Source organism: Phocaeicola sp. HCN-6420 (genome assembly GCF_037890145.1).
Taxonomy (GTDB): Bacteria; Bacteroidota; Bacteroidia; order Bacteroidales; family Bacteroidaceae; genus Phocaeicola.
Genome location: NZ_JBBKBJ010000019.1, coordinates 1 through 17,533 on the forward strand (window position 1 = coordinate 1; position 17,533 = coordinate 17,533).

Below are 17,533 nucleotides of genomic sequence, written 5' to 3' on the forward strand. Positions count from 1 at the left end.
AAGATTCAAACCGAACAAACTTTGCCACAAACGGCAGAGTTCCCACAAAAAAACTAAAAGTAGGAAGGAAATTTACACTACAAGAAGTGCCCAATTTCACCACATCTTAAATTCAGACCGAACAAATCTTGCCACAAACGGCAGAGTTCCCACAAAAAAACTAAAAACTTGAAGAGAATCCACACCCAAAGAAGCACCAGATTTCACCGCATCTTAAGATTCAAACCGAACAAACTTTGCCACAAACGGCAGAATTTTCACAAAAAAGCTAAAAGTAGGAAGGGAATTTACATCACAAAAAGCATCAAGTTTCACCACATTCTTAAGATTCCGACCGAACAGACTCTGCCACAAACGGCAAAGATTGTACTGAAGTAGCAAAAAAATACTAAATCAAATTCTGGAAAATTAAGATAAACAATGTTCAATAACACCTCCAAACGCCCTAATTAAAGAGTAAATAATTTCTCTAAAAAAAACATTTCACTAATTTTGTCAGTAGAACAATTTAATTACGAAACACTCTTTACAAAAGTTAAGAACAAAGCAATACAGAAAAGACAGATTCACGCAGAATCTATAAAAATTATTACAACATCAGAAAGAAATATCATACAATCAACTTAATATCCCCCCATCTCGAATTTAAACTAATACTCAATATGAACATGAAATATGCATTAAGCAGTATGCTACTATGTTTCAGCCTGTTCTGCTTGCCAGGCTGCAACGACAGTGAAACTCCCTCCAACGCTCCCGGCGGAGAGGAAATAGAAAATACTACCAAAAGCTACGACTGGCAACTGGAGGGTAAGTGGAAATATGCTTCGGGCAATGACAGCGATTTTTCCCAGACGCTCATTTTCGAAAAAAACGGCAAAGGGTCTTATGATGACGGTACACTGGAATGGTACTGTTCCAACAATCAATTGTACATTGATTTTGACAACGGCAAATCCATAAAAGATTGTAACTATTCGTTTTATGGAGCAACTCTTCAGTTGAAAAATCCCCAGCTGTCGTATATTCTCGATTGTCCCGTTATCGGTTCCTGGCTTGCAACTGACGCACACAACCATTTTACCGGCTCTACTTTCTATTATACTTTCGCTCCTGATGGCGGTGCCGAATGTTTCACCTTCAATGCTTCCGGTATTTGGGAAAGTCAGAAATACTCGTGGTTCAGGACCAAAGACGGCATCCAACTGCTATTCAATATGACTACCAAAGACCTCATCTGTCAGGCGGATGCAGAGAAACTGACAATACAAGGCGACGGAGAATTCAACCATGCCAGTCCGTTCTATGGCAAATGGAAGTCCGTCTATTCACAGGATGGCGTCATTAACGAAGAAGATGAAAACTTTTCCACCATCGAGCTTTACCAACGAACCGATGATGATTACTTTATCTACTATAAGAAAGATAACAAATATGCCAGCTTCCAAGGTCTGATGTCTATCTTGCTCCCCAACAGAAGTTTATTAATAAAACCAGCCGATGGCAATGATCCTCTGTTCCTCTATTTCCGTTTTTATTATTCAAAAGATTCAGGAAAGGTTTATCTGGAACTAAGCAAAGACAACTCATTTACAGAATATACAAGATATGAATTTGTAACAGCATTATGAGCATGAAGAAAGCGATATTACTACCTATGCTGTGCCTCATCACCTTATGTGGATGTGAAAAGAGCACTGAATTATCCGAAATCACAGGCAATACAGGGAACAGTGAAAACCCTGAAACAGAAACGCCGGAAAACGGAAGTCTGACCTTTCAGTTACATACGGATAAGACAACCTGCAACTTGCTGGATCTGACCGTTTTTTCAATTTCGTTCAATCGTACCGTTTCCATGCTGGACATATCCCATCAGTTTGATTCAATTGCGTGGATAGTAGAAGATAAAGACAAAAATCTCCACTCATTCTGTATCATGGAACAGAATAAAAAGTTTTTCCAATGGAGTCACTGCTTTTATTATCCCGGCGAGTACAAAACATATCTGGCAGGATATAAAGACCAAAAAGAAACCTTCAGAAGTGATACACTCGACCTGCAAGTCGTTACAAAAGACTTTTTAGGCTGGAAATGGAACGAATTTCCCGATGAAACAGGGCAGACGGGAACTGGTACCGTAAACCTGTTCAACAACAACTTCGAATTGACATATTATAATCAGTTGTCCGACAATGGTGTGCCAGGGTGGAACCTTTACGTATTTAATTCTGCCGGCGAAGACGAACAGGAATTCTACGAAAAATCATCTGAGGCACTTTACCGCTACATAACAAGAATATACGGTACTCCTTCCATTGACAGAAATTCCCCCGAACTGACAGAAGCATATACAACCGATTTTGATTATCATCCTGACTATGCAACTCCTCTGGCTATTTGGGAAACAGAACAGACACGCATCGTACAGCTTCGGATTGATGACAGTTGGCCAACAGTTCGCATTTATGCGGAACCGCTTTCCGAAAAATGATCTGCCTAATAAATGACAGCAATCACTCCATTTTAGCATAGATAAACTTGACTTAAAGACCGAAAACCTGAAAAACAAAAAAAGCTGATTAAGAGTCTGTTGCCTAACCAAGATGGCTAAGAGCGGTACAGCTCAAAGGCAAAAGAAAAGACGATGCCAAACCCTTTTACTGAAGTTGTTACGTAGTCAGTTTGATATCAGAGTATGATTAGTGGTTTGACAATTTTTATCGGACAGCAATAACAATCTATAAGTTACAACAAACAAACCTCCTGCTTTAGCCTTCGTTTATTTATATGGCTAAAAGCAGGAGATTTTTTACTATTAAGTTTCAATCTATACGATTATTACTTTAGTAAGTTAAGACGGCCCCCCTTTCAGGTCCCTGTAGCTATTCCGTCATTTTCCGGAAGATCACTTTGGTTTGGACCATTTTCCCTTTCTCTTGGTATCATGAGTTGCCTACGTCTTAAAAGCAGAACCCCATCTTTACCAAAAGTCAGTTTTGACATACAGTCACCCTCCTAATTAGAGTAAGGAAGATAAAACCTTATTTTTCAGTCAATGTAATACCATCCAGACAGAAATAGTTCGGAGTATTCATGCCATACTCTCCTGTATCGGTAGATTCCATCTCGAAAGTAACATAAGCAGCACCTGCCAGCGGAGTCCAGTCGAACCATTCCCAAGTATTTACAACCGAACTCTTTCCATCGCGATAGTCTGCCAGATAGAAAGTACTTCTTCCGACTTCTTCACCAGAAGCATCATGACCGATAGCTGTTACTGTAAAATAATCTCCATCGGTAAAGGGACCTTTTACCACTCCACTGCCATCGTTTCCATCTTTTATTGCCAGATAATCGTAAGTCGTATTGGTAATGTAAGCACCCTTGAACTGATACTTATCTGTCTGCAAGTTATCCAATTGTGTAGGATTCGACAATGCTACGGTAAGATATACACTACCTTCTTTACCCTTACCTGTTATAGCACTGAGATTTAAATAGCCCGGAGTAGTTACATCGGTGGTATTGGTATATGTAAATCCGCCGCCGAATCCCCAAGTGTCGCTAAAATAGCTGTTACACTTAACCAACGATTTACTGTCTGTAAACGATGTAAGTTTATACCAGTCATTGTATTGTTCACCCTCTGTGGGAGCAAACGCCGTATTAGCTTCTGTCAGCTTGTCTTCGAAACTAACTACCACATCCTGCTTCTCAGGCACTGTTGGTGTTTCATCATCACTACAACTCCACAATCCTACGCATAAGCATGCGTACAAAACAAAAAATAACTTTTTCATCTGTCGTTTAATTAATTAAATGAATAAATATAGTTTACTGTTCATTTCTTATAATGCAAATTCTCTATTCCGGTAATCTCGGTAGAAAGCTCTCCTATCTGTCCGCAATATTGGTTGACTGCCGTATAAATCTTCACAAAATCAATCTCATCGAGAGTTACCTTGTTACCCTGGGCATCTACCGCCCAGTCTATCTTGAACTTCGACATTTCCGTACTGTTAGGGTGATTATCGGCATACCCCCAGTCGTAAGCATAGCCTACCCAAACTCCATTTTCATCAACGGCATTGTCTTTCAGACGAGTTCCACGGAACGTCAAGCGGTCACTTTCTTCCCAAAGCGGATAATACGAAGCCTGCTGATGGAACGTATTCCGATACACATAGCCTTCGTTTCCCTGATTATCCGTCCAGCGCACATCCGCATCTTCGGGCTCAGGACGATAATAGGTTATTTCGTAATTACGAATTTCCGTATTCTTTCCGTACTCACTGCCAGCCAATTCATACCACGTATCATCGGGCAGACCGTTGCCGTTCTCATCTTTCGACACCAGTACGATACCCGGTTCGGCACTTCCTCCCAGACGATCCTGCCAGGCATTCGGATTGTAGTTGGCGTTACCGTAAATCTTGAAATCGTACTCTCCGGCGACATTCGGCACAGGCTGAGAAAAGCCCAACACGATATATCCTCCATATGCCCCCAACGATAACAAGGACTTCTTCTGAAGCCGCTCGGTGGCATAGTCCAATACCTGCTGTTTGGTCGTAAAACCTTCAACGTAAGCCGTAGTAGTCGTATTCATATACTGCGTAGGTGCCGGAACATAATCGAGCACCTTATCGGCATAGGCAGCCATCCCGTCCGAATCATCCGGATTCTCCGGCGTATCGACATTGGCTGCCTCATCGCGGAACAGTACGGTATTCGGGTTCAACCCTACCCCGCTCAAACGGAACATGAGCTCACCCTCAGGTGTGAAGCACAACAAATCACCGTCTACCTGATAATTGTAGGCTTCTGTGATATATATATTACTGCTATACGGATTCACCTGAATGGAAAACGGACGCTCTATCCGAGTACCGTCGGTGATGAACTGGCTTCTCACCACCTCCCCTGTAGTCAGATTGAAAACCTTGAAGGCCGTCTGTCCGGTAGCGTAATCGTAATTATAGAGATAAGCCGTGTTGTAATCGAAGGCAAAGTCCATGACCGGCTCATCATATATCTTTTCCACTACATCCGACTGCGTGTTTATCTTCACCAGCTTATAGTCGCCTTGTTCTATCTGTTCGCCTTGAGTGGCAACCCACACACTATGATCAGGACCAGCCAATATTTTCCCCGGATTGGGACCGACCTCTATCTTCTTGCTTTCTGTAAAGGTCGACAGATTGACAACAGAAACCGTACGGTCTACTCCTATCCCAGCCCAGTCCAATCCTCCAGAATTGGAAACGTAAAGTTTACCGTCCTGCACACACAAATCCTCCGGATTACGACCCACTTCCGTGATGCCGTCTATCTCCAGCGAAGTCGTATCGATACGGGCTACTGTTCCATCGTAAGAACAGACATAGGCCTTTCCTTCCTCAAAAGTAATAGCACGAGGCTGACGGGAACTACCATTATCGGTCAGCATCGGAATCTGTTTGATGGAAAGCCCTGTCTGAAGGTCTACTACCTCTACCGTACTTGAAACATTCACAACTATATACAACTTACTGCCGTAAATATCCATGTCATTGGCCGTATCTCCCAGCCCGCGATGATTCAGCGCACGGAAATAATCGTACGAACAAGTCCCCGTCTGAAACGAATACCTTGCCAGCGTACTGTTATTCAGGTTAAACAGTCCCTCGTTCAATATATACATTTCCGCCGTTCCGTAATCCTCGACTACCCCGTTCGCCTCACCTGCCACATAAGGTTTATCTTCCAGATCGTCGCAACCGGCAAACAGGAGAGCCAGCGAACATATTATAAAAACCAGCTTCTTCATGCACATCAATATTTAACCCCGACCGTGATACGGAAAGACCGTCCGGGCATCGGGAAGTTTTTCACAATTTCATAATTCTTATTTGCCAGATTCAGTACCTCGACTGACAAGGAAATATCAGTCTTTCCCCATCGAAAACCGCGACGGGCAGACACACTGTGATCGGTATATCCATTCAACCGGTTCTTGGCTATATTCTGTCCCAGTGCATAACGCTTGCCCGAAAACAGCATGGAGTACGACAAATCGACCCACGGCGTTTCGAGTACGGCCTGTCCGGAGCCCGAAACACGTGGTGTATACGCAATCTGATGCTTATAGGTCTTTCCTTCCAGCGTAGAAAGATCCGGATTGGTGACATCCAATGCCCGCTGGTACGTATAATTTCCCGACAGAGTCAGCACATACTTTTCCACCGGCTGTATGCTCAGGCTTGCCGTAAAGTCTATTCCCTTTATATCGACCTTACCGAGATTGACCATGCTCCAGATAAACAGATTCTTGGTAGGTATAGCCACTATCTTATCTGTCACCCGGTTGGAATAAGCATCCACCGTAGCCGAAACATAAGGAAGCCAGTCGGATACATGCTTGCTGTATGTCAGCCCGACATTCAGCTGACTGGCATTTTCCGGTTTCAGACGAATGTTCCCTGTCTGTCCGTAATACAAGTCATTGAAACTCGGCAAGCGGAAAATATCTTTATAGAAAAAACGAATACGAAAATCTTCGGAAGCAAACGGCTTAAACGATACACTGGCATATGGGGACAATTTCCGATGCCCTCCGGCACTATTACCTTTGGCTACATCCTCATAAACCACTGTCGACAACAGAGAAGCCGAAAGTGTCATCCACTCATTGACATATTTGCCCGCCAGCGCGGTGAGCCACGAATAGCGTACAGGCTTGGCAAAATCTTTCAAGTCGCAGTTCATGCGGTTAACACTTCCGTCGGTCGAAAGAGAAAAAGAAAGACAATCCAACGCACGGAAAAGTACGGCTGCCGAAAGATAATACTCCTGCTGGAAATAACTGTTTTCACTCTGTCCGGTAGTTCCTTTATAATCAGGGTCCAGATAATGCTGGTACATCCAGTTCCATTTACCCGATGCCTGAAAGGCCCACTTACGGTTGAACTCTTTCTTATACTGGCTTTGGACAAACATATTCTTGTCCCATAAATGCTGGGAGGAATAATCGTAATACAGTGTAGTCGCATTGGGAAGTCCACGAGATGACTGGTAATAATAAGCCTTCAGCCTCCACTGTTCCGTATCGGAGAAATTACCAAACAAGCCGGCCTCAGCACGAAAGGTCTGTACATCGGTATTTTTACGCTTTTCACGGCTGGACTGATCGCCTTCATCGCCATAATATAAAGTATAAGGGTAGTGCCCGTCGGACGACATCCATTCGGCATTGGCCGTCAGTGCCCATTTCGCTCCCAGCTTCTGCTCCAGCAAGAGCGAAGGATTCAGCAATCCCCACGAGCCCGATTTCAGCGAAGCACTGAGATTTGTCGGCTTATCGTCATGAAAAACAGGAGTCAGTGTTTGGATATTTAAAACTCCAGCCGAAGCGAAGAACCGGGCAGGCTGAAAAATTTGATCACTTTGCCCGTTACTTAACATCAGACGGTCTACGTTCTCCAACGAAAAACGCCCGATATCCACCTGACCGGTCTGACAGTCGGTTACAGCAATCCCGTCGTATCCCACTACCGTATGCTGTGCTCCCAGACTTCGGATGGAAACCGTTTTCAGTCCTCCTATCCCCCCGTAATCTTTTACCGTTACTCCCGAAAAATGTTTCACGGCATCGGACACCTGCATCACATTCAGCGTTTTCAGTTCCTCACGGGAAAAAATCTGGAGAGGAGCGGCCGAACGTACTTCACGCGTCTGGTAACGGTCGGACACCACCACCTCCGGTATGTAATAAACCTTCGTGGTATCTACATCCTGCCCGCCATAACATCTCGCTGCAAACCCGACCAGCATTATCCAACTACATACGATATACCTCATTTTTTCATACATTATAATTACAGCCAACGGATTCTCCGCTTCTGCATCGCTTACGAAAATAAAGCATCGGGGTGAACAGAAAGAATATGTACCGACAGATCATCCCACGCTTTTTCCTCGAAAGCTGTGAAGAAACTATGCATGGCAGGTCTTCTGACTCATTCCTATTGCAGACTACCTTCCCGGAAAATCATTCCAGTGGCTTAAGCGATTGCCTGCAATATACACGGAATTTACAGCAGCGGGACTGTTCAGGACTTGCACCTGATTCCCTTTTAATCATCAGATTATCCAGTGAAAAAGAGATAACCTTTTGAACCAATGCGTCACAAAGGTAGAAAGTTTTTTCAATAAGCCGAAAATATTCCGTAATTTTGTAGACAAGCAACTAAAACATATAAATTATGGCAAAAGAACTCGAATTGAAGTACGGCTGTAATCCTAACCAGAAACCGGCACGTATTTTTATGCAAGAAGGAGAACTGCCTATCGAAGTATTGAACGGACGTCCCGGATACATCAATTTCCTGGATGCACTGAACGGATGGCAGTTAGTGAAAGAACTGAAAGAAGCTACCGGACTTCCGGCCGCAACCTCGTTTAAGCATGTCAGCCCTGCAGGTGCAGCCATCGGTCTGGAACTGGACGATACGATGAAAAAGATTTACTTCGTAGACGATCTTCCACTTTCTCCGCTGGCAAATGCATACGTACGTGCCCGTGGAGCCGACCGTATGTCTTCATATGGTGATTTCATCGCACTGAGCGACGTGTGTGATGAAGCTACCGCCCGTTTCATTCACCGTGAAGTTTCCGATGGAGTGATTGCTCCGGGCTATACAGACGAAGCGCTGGAAATACTGAAAAGCAAACGTAAGGGTACATACAATATTATCAAGATAGATCCGTCCTACCGTCCTGCACCGATAGAACACAAAGATGTGTTCGGTATTACATTCGAACAAGGACGTAACGAAATCAAGCTGAACGGTGACAATCTGTTTGCCAACATTCCTACTCAGAATAAGAACTTCCCCGAATCTGCACGCCGCGATCTGATGATTGCCCTGATTACACTGAAATATACCCAGTCGAACTCCGTATGTTACGTAAAAGACGGACAGGCTATCGGTATCGGAGCCGGACAACAGAGCCGTATCCACTGTACCCGTCTGGCTGGAAACAAGGCAGATGTCTGGTATCTGCGCCAGCATCCGAAAGTTCTGAACTTGCCATGGGTAGAAAAAATCCGTCGTGCCGACCGTGACAATACCATCGATGTTTATATCAGCGACGAGCATGACGATGTGCTTGCCGACGGTGTATGGCAGCAGTTCTTTACCGAAAAGCCGGAAGTTTTGACTCGCGAAGAGAAACGTGCATGGCTGAATACACTGAAAGGTGTTTCACTGGGTTCAGACGCATTCTTCCCCTTCGGTGACAACATTGAACGTGCTCACAAAAGTGGTGTAGAATACATTGCACAGGCAGGAGGATCCGTACGTGATGATCATGTAATCGCTACTTGCGACAAATATGGTATTGCCATGGCATTTACAGGTATCCGCTTGTTCCACCATTAATAAACCGCAATAACTCACAAACGATAAAGGCGGACAACACCGGCACTCTTTTTCCGGTTGTTGTCCGCCTTTTTGTTTATCTGTTCCTTCACTCAGAATTTATATCCTACCGTAGCGAAAATAGCCAAGTTACGAGGTCCGTGTTTCCACATACGAGCCAAACCAAATTCACCTTCTATACCTACCAGATAATGACGGAAATCAAGGTTCACACCCGCTTGTATACCTGCATCGAAACGACGAAGACCATCCCATATTTTCACATTATTCAAACAAGCATCATTGAAAGTAGCCCAGGACGAAGTAACATCATCCGTTTTCTGTTCAGTTTTACCTACAATACCACAACCGATGTACCCACCTCCGGCTATCACAACATCAAAGTTTTTAGGAGTTCCTATATGAAAAGCAGCCAAAATCGGCATTTCAAAATAATTCTGGTTGACAGTTTGCTTCGTATCACCCATCAACGAATATTTTGCACCCTTCGAAGTCCAGTTTAACCCTGTCTGAAAAGACACCCATCCTGTAAGTGGTATATCCACCCCGACTCCGATACGCTGGTTAAACAAAGCTTTTGCCGGTCCATAACCATCTCCCATCCACGAAGAAGCTCCTAAACCAATTTTTAAATTCCACATTGTTTCTTGTGCGTTGACAAACATTGCCGACAGAACACATAATACTAAGAGATACAGTTTTTTCATAGTCAAGACTGTTTATTGTTGAGAAAATAAGATACGCTTATTCCAATTAAGGTCATTGAGAAAAAGCTTCTAAAAACAAATATAAGCATATCACTCAACATTCACAATCTAAATTTTGGAAAAAGAATCACGAAACAACCATAATGACTATAATATCCGACTTTTTTACATCTTGTTCTTTCCTAACTGAAAATAAATTACCCCTGCTGTATGAATCGAACAAAATATACAACAGGGGCAACGGTTATACAACCCATACAGACTTTCTTGCCTGATTATACCTTTAAAAAGGTTGCATTAAAATTCATAATCGATACCGATAGAAATATTCTCTCCCTCGAGAGTTACGCCAAAGCCATCAGATCCTTTGAAATAATCATCACGATAACCAGCAAAACCAACTTTAGTGATAAAGCTGAAGCTATGATTTAACTTAACAGCCAGCCCCGGCTTCAAACCGATTTCAAAACCATTCACAGCATCTCCATGTTCAGCTTTTGAAGTAGAAAAGCCTAAACCCATATCGATAAACAAACGTACAATTTTGTTTTCATAGAAAGAATAACGAGCATACGGAGCTATCGCAAAACTATTTATATGTGAGGATATTTTTGCATGCTCATCATCATAAGATGTAGTACCCTTATGAGAATACGATAACTCTCCACCTATAGCCCAACGTTCATTCAAGTTATAACCGAAATCAGGCGAAATCGAGAATGTATTAATGTCGGCATCACAATCTCTCCAAAGACTGATACCACCTCCCAAATACATTTCCTGTGCATACGACGACAAAGCAGCCATCAACACAACCACAAGCATTAAAATTTTCTTCATGATTACATAAAAAATTAGTTAGTTATACAAAATATGTCTAGTGCTACGTTATTAGCCTTATCCATTCTTATGACGGTTAGCCCGTCTGCGGCGATATTCTGCTTTCATTTTAGCCGATCCAGAGCCATGCAGTCCAGTAATATACGTTTTTTTCTTCGCCTTTGTCTTTACCTTATCTTCCTTCTTTGCCGAAGGCGACTTGCTTCCTTTAAAGACAATTCCCTCTGTAAGTATTTTCTCTATATCCATATATTTTACCTTTTTCTTTTAATTTATTTTTTCGGTACTAATTTTACATGATTTCCATTCTTGGTACACACAAGCGTACGCTTTAAAGGAGTTCCCGTTTTCATATCAAAAAGAATACTCGGATTCAAATGTTGTCCGTTCACCCTTATTTCAAAATGCAAATGTTCTGTTGTAGCTCGCCCGGTGCGTCCTGTCAGCCCGACAGGTTGTCCGGCCTTTACCGTATCACCAACAGCTACCAAATTCTTCGAATTATGACTGTAAATGGTTTCCAGCCCGTTAGCATGCCGCACAACAACGACCTTGCCATATCCGCCATAATGCTTTGCCATACGTACTATCCCATCGAAGACACAGCGAATGGTATCATTCGCACGAGTCTTTATATCCGATCCACTATGTCCACCTCGCGCTCCATATGCAGATATCACCTTTCCTTTTGGCAATGGAAAACAAAATGCTGAATCCGGAAGGTTCTCTAAATGAATTTCAAAACTATTCCCCTTAGCAAAAAGCTCAGGAGTCTTTACACGAATATGGTTGCGCTCCATTACCGAAAATCCTTTCGGATCAGGCTCTGCTGCATATACAGATAATATACATCCCAACCATCCACACAGTAACAATCCAGCTCGTACTATTCGTTTCATCACTCAAAAAATACAAGTTCAACATCCTGGGCATCGGCAAACTCTTTCAGTAAGCCAATCATATAATTAACATTATCTTCCAGCCCCTCACTTCCACTATATCCGTTCATAATAGCAAGCAGATGTGTGGTGCTTTCACTTATCTTCGTGCGTTCATTATCGCTGGTAGGAGTTCCCACACCCCCTACAGCATCACGATATACCGGCATACCTTCTATATTCAGCTCGCCACGACCGATTCCCTCATAAGGTTCTCCCGCCTTACCGATACCTAATACCAGCCGATCGCCCTGTATCTTGTCCAGATCGAAGCCTCCGATGGAATGTCCGCTATATATTGAAGCCAGATTAATCAAATCTACCAATGTATCTATCTGATACAAAGGAATACCTCTCAATATACGACGACACAGAGCTTCCGAAGAAGGACGGTAACGACTAGGATCTTTCCCACATTTCTTATAAGCCTGTCGGGTTGCCTGAATAGCCGGCATTTCCTTAATGGAGTCGGTTGTATATTTAGAGCGATACAAAGCTGTAAACTCCCCGATACGTTTCCACAGCTCTTCATTATATGCTGTATTTTTTACCGTAGCAAAAACTGCAGCTCCACGAAACTGAGGCCATGCATGCTTCAGCTCATCGGATACTTCTATGGTTAATTTCTTCATTGTATACTGATTTTATTATTACTTCAACAAAACTCCTGTTCAATACAAACTACGACAAAAATAGACTGTACAATTAAACAGACTCCAACATAATACCTGAAAGAATACGTCCCGAAGCAATACCCTGCCTGCGCGCGGAAAAGAAATCCGAATTTTCTTTCCAGGTACAAATGCCACTTATCTCAATATTCGAAGGTAATACTCCAAAATCAAGTAACTGCAATCGGTTCGCCTCCCACAAATCAATATGCCATTTGTCACTACGGAAAGCGATATGCTCCATATCAAAACCACTCTGTTTAAAACAATCATATACTTCATCGCCCACTTCGAAAGCTTCCAGCGATATACTTGGGCCAATACATGCTATCACATCCTTACCTTGAGTCCCATAAGTACAACTCATAATTTCCAAAGTTCTGGTAACGATACGAGCAACCGTCCCTCGCCAGCCTGCATGTATTGCAGCAACAACACGATGCTTCACATCGAAACACATCACAGGCACACAGTCGGCTGTTGATATGCAGATACATTTTCCAGAGACATCAGTTACCAGTGCATCCACCCCTTCCAGCAATGAGGTTCTTTCTGCTTCCGGCCTATCAAGAAATTCATGATCGATAATCCGTACTTCCGTACGATGCACCTGATGCGGTATAATCAATTCCTTTTCTGTGCCCGGCAGCAAATCACACAATAACTGTCTGTTTGCCAAAACATTCTCCTGTGTATCTCCGCAGTAACTATTACAATTAAAGGAAGCATACTTTCCTGTACTATACCCGCCATGGCGAGTTGTGGAAAAACAAAAAATGCCGGGGTACGATTTCATCAAACCATACTCCAACATTCTTTTATCGTTTGAATACTGAATCATCACTTCTGCGGTTCGTCGTCCCAATCTACTTCCTCATACTCGTAGTCAAAATCTTCATCATCGTCAGCATCCTCATATTCATAATCGAAGTCCTCATCCTCACCCATTTCCTTCAACTCTTCCTGAAGCTTGGTTACATCTTTCGCACGGTGCACGATAGATGCCTGACGAAGTCCTTCCAAACGGTTGCTGTCTTTGTTCAATTCTTCCCACAAGATATCTTTCAACTGCTGAATGCCCATATTGGCAACAGACGAAATAAATACATGAGGTATATTTTCGGGCAATGTCGGTGTCAGCATCTCTATCAATTCTTCGTCCAGCATGTCACACTTCGTAATTGCAAGCACCCGTTGCTTGTCGAGCATCTCCGGATTAAACTTAGCCAGCTCATTCAGCAAAATATCATATTCGCGACGGATATCATCAGAATCGCCGGGAACCATGAACAACAACAACGAGTTGCGTTCAATATGACGCAAAAAACGAAGTCCAAGTCCTTTACCTTCACTTGCACCTTCTATGATACCCGGGATATCAGCCATGACGAACGACTTGCCGTCACGATAAGATACGATACCCAGATTAGGTTCCAGTGTAGTAAACGGATAATTAGCAATTTTCGGACGTGCAGCTGATACGGTAGACAAAAGAGTCGACTTTCCGGCATTCGGGAAGCCAACCAGACCGACATCTGCCAATAGTTTCAATTCCAAAATAACAGTCATCTCCTGCATCGGCTCACCAGGTTGCGCAAAACGCGGTGCCTGACGAGTAGCTGTACGGAAGTGCCAGTTGCCCAGTCCTCCACGCCCTCCTTTCAAGAGAATGACTTCCTGTCCGTCTTCGGTAATGTCGCACACATATTCGCCTGTTTCGGCATTGTATACCACAGTACCGCACGGTACTTCAATAACCTTGTCGGCACCATCTTTTCCGAAACTCTTGTTTTTCGAGCCATTTCCTCCGTGTTCAGCAAACACGTGACGCTCATATTTCAGGTGCAGCAAAGTCCAGTAATTGCGGTTTCCCCGCAAGATAACATGACCTCCTCTACCACCGTCGCCACCGTCAGGACCTCCGTTGGGCATATATTTCTCACGGCGCATGTGTACCGAGCCGCGCCCTCCCTTACCGGAGCGGCAGTAGATTTTTACATAATCAACAAAATTCGATTCAGCCATAATATTTCTTTGAAAAATTAAAAAAGCCGACCGTCAGTCAAACGGTCCTTCTGAAAAGTATACGGTTCACAGACTATCCTCTCAGTCTGTTCCGCACTACTATTTATTAAAAAAGAGAACGAGAAACCTCCAAACGGAAGTTCCTGCATTCTCCGTTTTTATGTCACTTAATTAAAGTTTGTCGATAGCTGTGCAAATATCTGCAAAGATACCATCCATTGAGCCCAGACCGTTGATGTGGCAATACTTACCATCATTCTTATACCAGTCAATCAGAGGAGCAGTCTGAGAATGATAAACTACCAGACGTTTCTTGATAGTTTCTTCATTATCGTCAGCACGACCTGATTCCTGTCCACGCTTAATCAGACGAGTCATCAGTTCATCTTCGGGTACTTCCAGATCAAGCATGATAGAAACCTCCTGACCACGAACCTTCAACATTTCTTTCAGAGCCTCAGCCTGAGCGATTGTACGTGGGAAACCATCGAAAATAACACCTTTGCTATCTTTGAAGCTATCGAATACGCTAGCCAGAATATCAATCATCAAAGCATCCGGAATCAACTGACCGTTATCGATATATCCTTTGGCAGTCTTACCCAGTTCTGTACCATTCTTGATTTCTGCACGCAAAACGTCACCAGTAGAGATGTGGTTCAAGCCATATTTCTCTACAATACGAGCACTCTGAGTTCCTTTACCTGAACCCGGTGCACCGAAAATTACAATGTTCAACATCTTTCTTACCTTTATTTAATTTATGAATAATTATTCTATCACTGTATAAATGTCACGGTAGTTACGTCCCAATCCGTCATAATCCAGTCCATATCCAACGATAAAATCGTTCGGAATATTCATTGCTACATAATGAATATCCAGATCCACCTTCAGTTTATCAGGCTTCACCAGCAATGTAGCGATTCTGATTTCTTTCGGATTATGTGCACGAAGCGTTTCTACCAACTGCTTCATAGTAAGTCCCGTATCGACAATATCTTCAACAATTACAACTGTACGTCCGGTAATGTCATCGCCCAGGCCTACCAGTTCCTTCACCTTTCCTGTGGAAGACGTACCTGCATACGAAGCCAGCTTCACAAAAGACACCTCACAAGGCATAGTCAAGTGCTTCATCAGATCGGCGGTAAACATAAACGAGCCATTCAGTACACTTATAAAAAGCGGGTTAGTACCAGATAAATCACGATTGATTTCGTCAGCCACACGGGCAACTTCCGTTAATATCTTCTCCTCAGGAATAAAAGTCTTAAAGCGTTTATCTTTGATCTGAATTACACTCATAATATATAACTTTATAAAATTGGGACAAAAATACGAATTATCCCTCAAACTTCTATACTTTTTTCGTACTTTTACCGACAAATAGCTATTGAGAATAAAGATGAAAATACTTAGTTGCACTCAACAAAAAGAGGCGGATGCTTATACTATCGCCCAAGGAAACATACTTTCCATCAATCTGATGGAGAAAGCAGCCTCACTGCTTACTGAAGAAATCTGCCGCCGCTGGGATAAATCCCATCGCATTGTTATATTTGCAGGTTCAGGAAATAACGGTGGCGATGCCGTAGCCGTGGCACGTATGCTGTTCCAGAAAAGCTATACTGTAGAAGTCTATTTGTTCAACATCACCGGTGTATTATCGGACGACTGCATGAAGAACGTACAACGCTTACAGGAATGTGGTTTCTCCAATTACCACGAAATCAGTACCAGCTTCGATCCTCCAAAACTGACCAAAGACGATATTGTAGTAGACGGACTTTTCGGTTCCGGTCTGAACAAACCGTTAAGTGGCGGATTTGCATCGGTCGTGAAATATATCAACGCATCACAATCTACCGTCGTTTCCATCGATCTCCCTTCAGGATTGATGGGAGAAGACAATTCAAACAATATCCGCCAGAACATTATCCGTGCCGATCTTACATTAAGCATACAGTTGCCTAAGCTTTCCTTCCTTTTCCCCGAAAACGAAGATATCGTAGGCGAATGGAAATTACTGGATATCGGCATCAATAAGACTTTCATCGAAGAAGCAGTAACTCCCTATACCATAACCGAAGCTGACGACATACGCCAGATGATAAAACCACGCGGACGTTTTGCGCATAAAGGTAATTTCGGACACGGGCTGCTGATTGCCGGTTCATACGGTATGGCAGGAGCTTCCGTCCTTGCAGCACGCGCTTGCCTGCGCTCGGGCATCGGACTGCTGACTGTCCACACTCCTGTGCGCAACCATGATATTGTGCAAGCCACCGTTCCCGAAGCTATGGTACAGAACGACGTGCATGAACTTTACTTTGCCGAACCCGTAGACCTGGACAACTTCCAGGCACTTGCTATCGGTCCGGGACTGGGACAAGAAGAAGAAACCGCACTTGCTACATTCGACCAACTGAAAGAATGTTTCATACCATTGGTACTCGATGCCGATGCTCTGAATATATTCAGCACGCACCGCAATTACCTGAACCGCATCCCGAAACGTACCATCCTGACACCTCATATCGGAGAACTGGAACGTATTATCGGAAGATGCAACAACAGCTTCGAACGACTGACAAAGGCTAAAGAACTTTCTGCCTACCTGCAATGCTATATTGTACTGAAAGGCGCCTATACCGTTGTCATCACTCCCGAAGGAAACTGTTATTTCAATCCGACAGGTAATCCGGGCATGGCAACCGGAGGAAGCGGCGATATATTGACAGGTATCATTCTTGCCCTGCTTTCACAAGGTTATGCACCAGAAAATGCTTGTCGCATAGCGGTATATGTACACGGCCTGGCTGGCGATATAGCCCGCTACCGAGCAGGAGAAATCAGCATGACAGCAAGTGACATCATTGAAGCTTTGCCTGAAGCGTGGAAAAATATTACAGAAACTAAATAAC

Annotated in this window: 16 protein-coding genes and 1 riboswitch; of the genes, 4 read left to right on the forward strand and 12 right to left on the reverse strand. The window is 43.4% G+C overall.

Annotated features, from left to right (window positions below):
- The first annotated feature begins 662 nt into the window (after positions 1-662).
- Positions 663-1,631 carry a hypothetical protein gene (locus WKT12_RS11275; RefSeq protein WP_340319736.1) on the forward strand — a complete coding sequence of 323 codons (969 nt, stop codon included), beginning with the start codon at positions 663-665 and terminating at the stop codon, positions 1,629-1,631.
- 2 nt (positions 1,632-1,633) lie between these two features.
- On the forward strand, positions 1,634-2,494 hold the full coding sequence (locus WKT12_RS11280; protein ID WP_340319737.1) for a hypothetical protein: 861 nt from the start codon (positions 1,634-1,636) through the stop codon (positions 2,492-2,494).
- A 550-nt stretch (positions 2,495-3,044) separates the two neighbouring features.
- On the opposite strand, the gene WKT12_RS11285 is transcribed toward WKT12_RS11280, so the two are convergent.
- From WKT12_RS11285 to WKT12_RS11295, 3 genes are read right to left on the reverse strand one after another with little or no spacing between them, the layout of a single operon-like run.
- A complete protein-coding gene (locus WKT12_RS11285) occupies positions 3,045-3,803 on the reverse strand; it encodes a DUF4465 domain-containing protein (RefSeq protein WP_340319738.1) in 759 nt (252 codons plus the stop codon).
- A gap of 41 nt (positions 3,804-3,844) precedes the next feature.
- Complete coding sequence (locus WKT12_RS11290; RefSeq protein WP_340319739.1) at positions 3,845-5,818, reverse strand: YncE family protein; 1,974 nt, start codon at positions 5,816-5,818, stop codon at positions 3,845-3,847.
- The gene (locus WKT12_RS11295; protein ID WP_340319760.1) at positions 5,818-7,815 is read right to left on the reverse strand and encodes a TonB-dependent receptor plug domain-containing protein; all 1,998 of its coding nucleotides are present in this window, start codon (positions 7,813-7,815) and stop codon (positions 5,818-5,820) included. Before WKT12_RS11295 ends, WKT12_RS11290 begins: the two co-directional genes overlap by 1 nt.
- 154 nt (positions 7,816-7,969) lie before the next feature.
- A riboswitch (cobalamin riboswitch) is annotated at positions 7,970-8,180 on the reverse strand.
- Positions 8,181-8,246: 66 nt separating this feature from the next.
- Here WKT12_RS11295 and WKT12_RS11300 point away from each other — a divergent pair.
- The gene (locus tag WKT12_RS11300; protein WP_294595088.1) at positions 8,247-9,425 is read left to right on the forward strand and encodes a phosphoribosylaminoimidazolecarboxamide formyltransferase; all 1,179 of its coding nucleotides are present in this window, start codon (positions 8,247-8,249) and stop codon (positions 9,423-9,425) included.
- A 92-nt stretch (positions 9,426-9,517) separates the two neighbouring features.
- Here the strand turns inward: WKT12_RS11300 and WKT12_RS11305 are convergent, their stop codons facing one another.
- The 9 genes from WKT12_RS11305 to hpt all read right to left on the reverse strand — a co-directional run bounded on the left by WKT12_RS11305 (position 9,518) and on the right by hpt (position 15,914).
- A complete protein-coding gene (locus WKT12_RS11305; RefSeq protein WP_340319740.1) occupies positions 9,518-10,132 on the reverse strand; it encodes a porin family protein in 615 nt (204 codons plus the stop codon).
- Between the two features lie 297 nt (positions 10,133-10,429).
- Complete coding sequence (locus WKT12_RS11310; protein WP_021970751.1) at positions 10,430-10,972, reverse strand: outer membrane beta-barrel protein; 543 nt, start codon at positions 10,970-10,972, stop codon at positions 10,430-10,432.
- A 57-nt stretch (positions 10,973-11,029) separates the two neighbouring features.
- Positions 11,030-11,221 carry a hypothetical protein gene (locus tag WKT12_RS11315; protein ID WP_021970752.1) on the reverse strand — a complete coding sequence of 64 codons (192 nt, stop codon included), beginning with the start codon at positions 11,219-11,221 and terminating at the stop codon, positions 11,030-11,032.
- 23 nt (positions 11,222-11,244) lie between these two features.
- Positions 11,245-11,871 carry a M23 family metallopeptidase gene (locus WKT12_RS11320; protein ID WP_021970753.1) on the reverse strand — a complete coding sequence of 209 codons (627 nt, stop codon included), beginning with the start codon at positions 11,869-11,871 and terminating at the stop codon, positions 11,245-11,247.
- Positions 11,871-12,542 (reverse strand): B3/B4 domain-containing protein, encoded by a 672-nt coding sequence (locus tag WKT12_RS11325; protein WP_021970754.1) that lies wholly within the window; start codon positions 12,540-12,542, stop codon positions 11,871-11,873. The genes WKT12_RS11320 and WKT12_RS11325 overlap by 1 nt, the downstream gene beginning before the upstream one ends.
- A gap of 73 nt (positions 12,543-12,615) precedes the next feature.
- Entirely contained in the window at positions 12,616-13,422 is an 807-nt protein-coding gene (gene pgeF / locus WKT12_RS11330) for a peptidoglycan editing factor PgeF (RefSeq protein WP_021970755.1), read from the reverse strand.
- Positions 13,422-14,606: a GTPase ObgE gene (gene obgE, locus WKT12_RS11335; protein ID WP_021970756.1), complete on the reverse strand. Its 1,185-nt coding sequence runs from the start codon at positions 14,604-14,606 to the stop codon at positions 13,422-13,424. Before obgE ends, pgeF begins: the two co-directional genes overlap by 1 nt.
- A gap of 171 nt (positions 14,607-14,777) precedes the next feature.
- Positions 14,778-15,347, reverse strand: a complete 570-nt coding sequence (locus WKT12_RS11340; RefSeq protein WP_021970758.1) for an adenylate kinase — start codon at positions 15,345-15,347, stop codon at positions 14,778-14,780.
- Between the two features lie 30 nt (positions 15,348-15,377).
- The gene (gene hpt / locus WKT12_RS11345; protein ID WP_021970759.1) at positions 15,378-15,914 is read right to left on the reverse strand and encodes a hypoxanthine phosphoribosyltransferase; all 537 of its coding nucleotides are present in this window, start codon (positions 15,912-15,914) and stop codon (positions 15,378-15,380) included.
- Between the two features lie 100 nt (positions 15,915-16,014).
- On the opposite strand from hpt, the gene WKT12_RS11350 reads away from it, so the two are divergent.
- Positions 16,015-17,532, forward strand: a complete 1,518-nt coding sequence (locus WKT12_RS11350) for an NAD(P)H-hydrate dehydratase (protein ID WP_340319742.1) — start codon at positions 16,015-16,017, stop codon at positions 17,530-17,532.
- Position 17,533: the final 1 nt, after the last annotated feature.

Excerpts from the sequence above, each read along its gene's own strand:
- pgeF (WP_021970755.1), bottom strand. The coding sequence starts at position 13,422 with ATGATTCAGTATTCAAACGATAAAAGAATGTTGGAGTATGGTTTGATG.
- WKT12_RS11285 (WP_340319738.1), bottom strand. The coding sequence starts at position 3,803 with ATGAAAAAGTTATTTTTTGTTTTGTACGCATGCTTATGCGTAGGATTG.
- WKT12_RS11320 (WP_021970753.1), bottom strand. The coding sequence starts at position 11,871 with ATGAAACGAATAGTACGAGCTGGATTGTTACTGTGTGGATGGTTGGGA.
- hpt (WP_021970759.1), bottom strand. The coding sequence starts at position 15,914 with ATGAGTGTAATTCAGATCAAAGATAAACGCTTTAAGACTTTTATTCCT.
- obgE (WP_021970756.1), bottom strand. The coding sequence starts at position 14,606 with ATGGCTGAATCGAATTTTGTTGATTATGTAAAAATCTACTGCCGCTCC.
- WKT12_RS11325 (WP_021970754.1), bottom strand. The coding sequence starts at position 12,542 with ATGAAGAAATTAACCATAGAAGTATCCGATGAGCTGAAGCATGCATGG.
- WKT12_RS11350 (WP_340319742.1), top strand. The coding sequence starts at position 16,015 with ATGAAAATACTTAGTTGCACTCAACAAAAAGAGGCGGATGCTTATACT.
- WKT12_RS11275 (WP_340319736.1), top strand. The coding sequence starts at position 663 with ATGAACATGAAATATGCATTAAGCAGTATGCTACTATGTTTCAGCCTG.
- WKT12_RS11295 (WP_340319760.1), bottom strand. The coding sequence starts at position 7,815 with ATGCTGGTCGGGTTTGCAGCGAGATGTTATGGCGGGCAGGATGTAGAT.
- WKT12_RS11310 (WP_021970751.1), bottom strand. The coding sequence starts at position 10,972 with ATGAAGAAAATTTTAATGCTTGTGGTTGTGTTGATGGCTGCTTTGTCG.
- WKT12_RS11300 (WP_294595088.1), top strand. The coding sequence starts at position 8,247 with ATGGCAAAAGAACTCGAATTGAAGTACGGCTGTAATCCTAACCAGAAA.
- WKT12_RS11305 (WP_340319740.1), bottom strand. The coding sequence starts at position 10,132 with ATGAAAAAACTGTATCTCTTAGTATTATGTGTTCTGTCGGCAATGTTT.
- WKT12_RS11340 (WP_021970758.1), bottom strand. The coding sequence starts at position 15,347 with ATGTTGAACATTGTAATTTTCGGTGCACCGGGTTCAGGTAAAGGAACT.
- WKT12_RS11290 (WP_340319739.1), bottom strand. The coding sequence starts at position 5,818 with ATGTGCATGAAGAAGCTGGTTTTTATAATATGTTCGCTGGCTCTCCTG.
- WKT12_RS11280 (WP_340319737.1), top strand. The coding sequence starts at position 1,634 with ATGAAGAAAGCGATATTACTACCTATGCTGTGCCTCATCACCTTATGT.
- WKT12_RS11315 (WP_021970752.1), bottom strand. The coding sequence starts at position 11,221 with ATGGATATAGAGAAAATACTTACAGAGGGAATTGTCTTTAAAGGAAGC.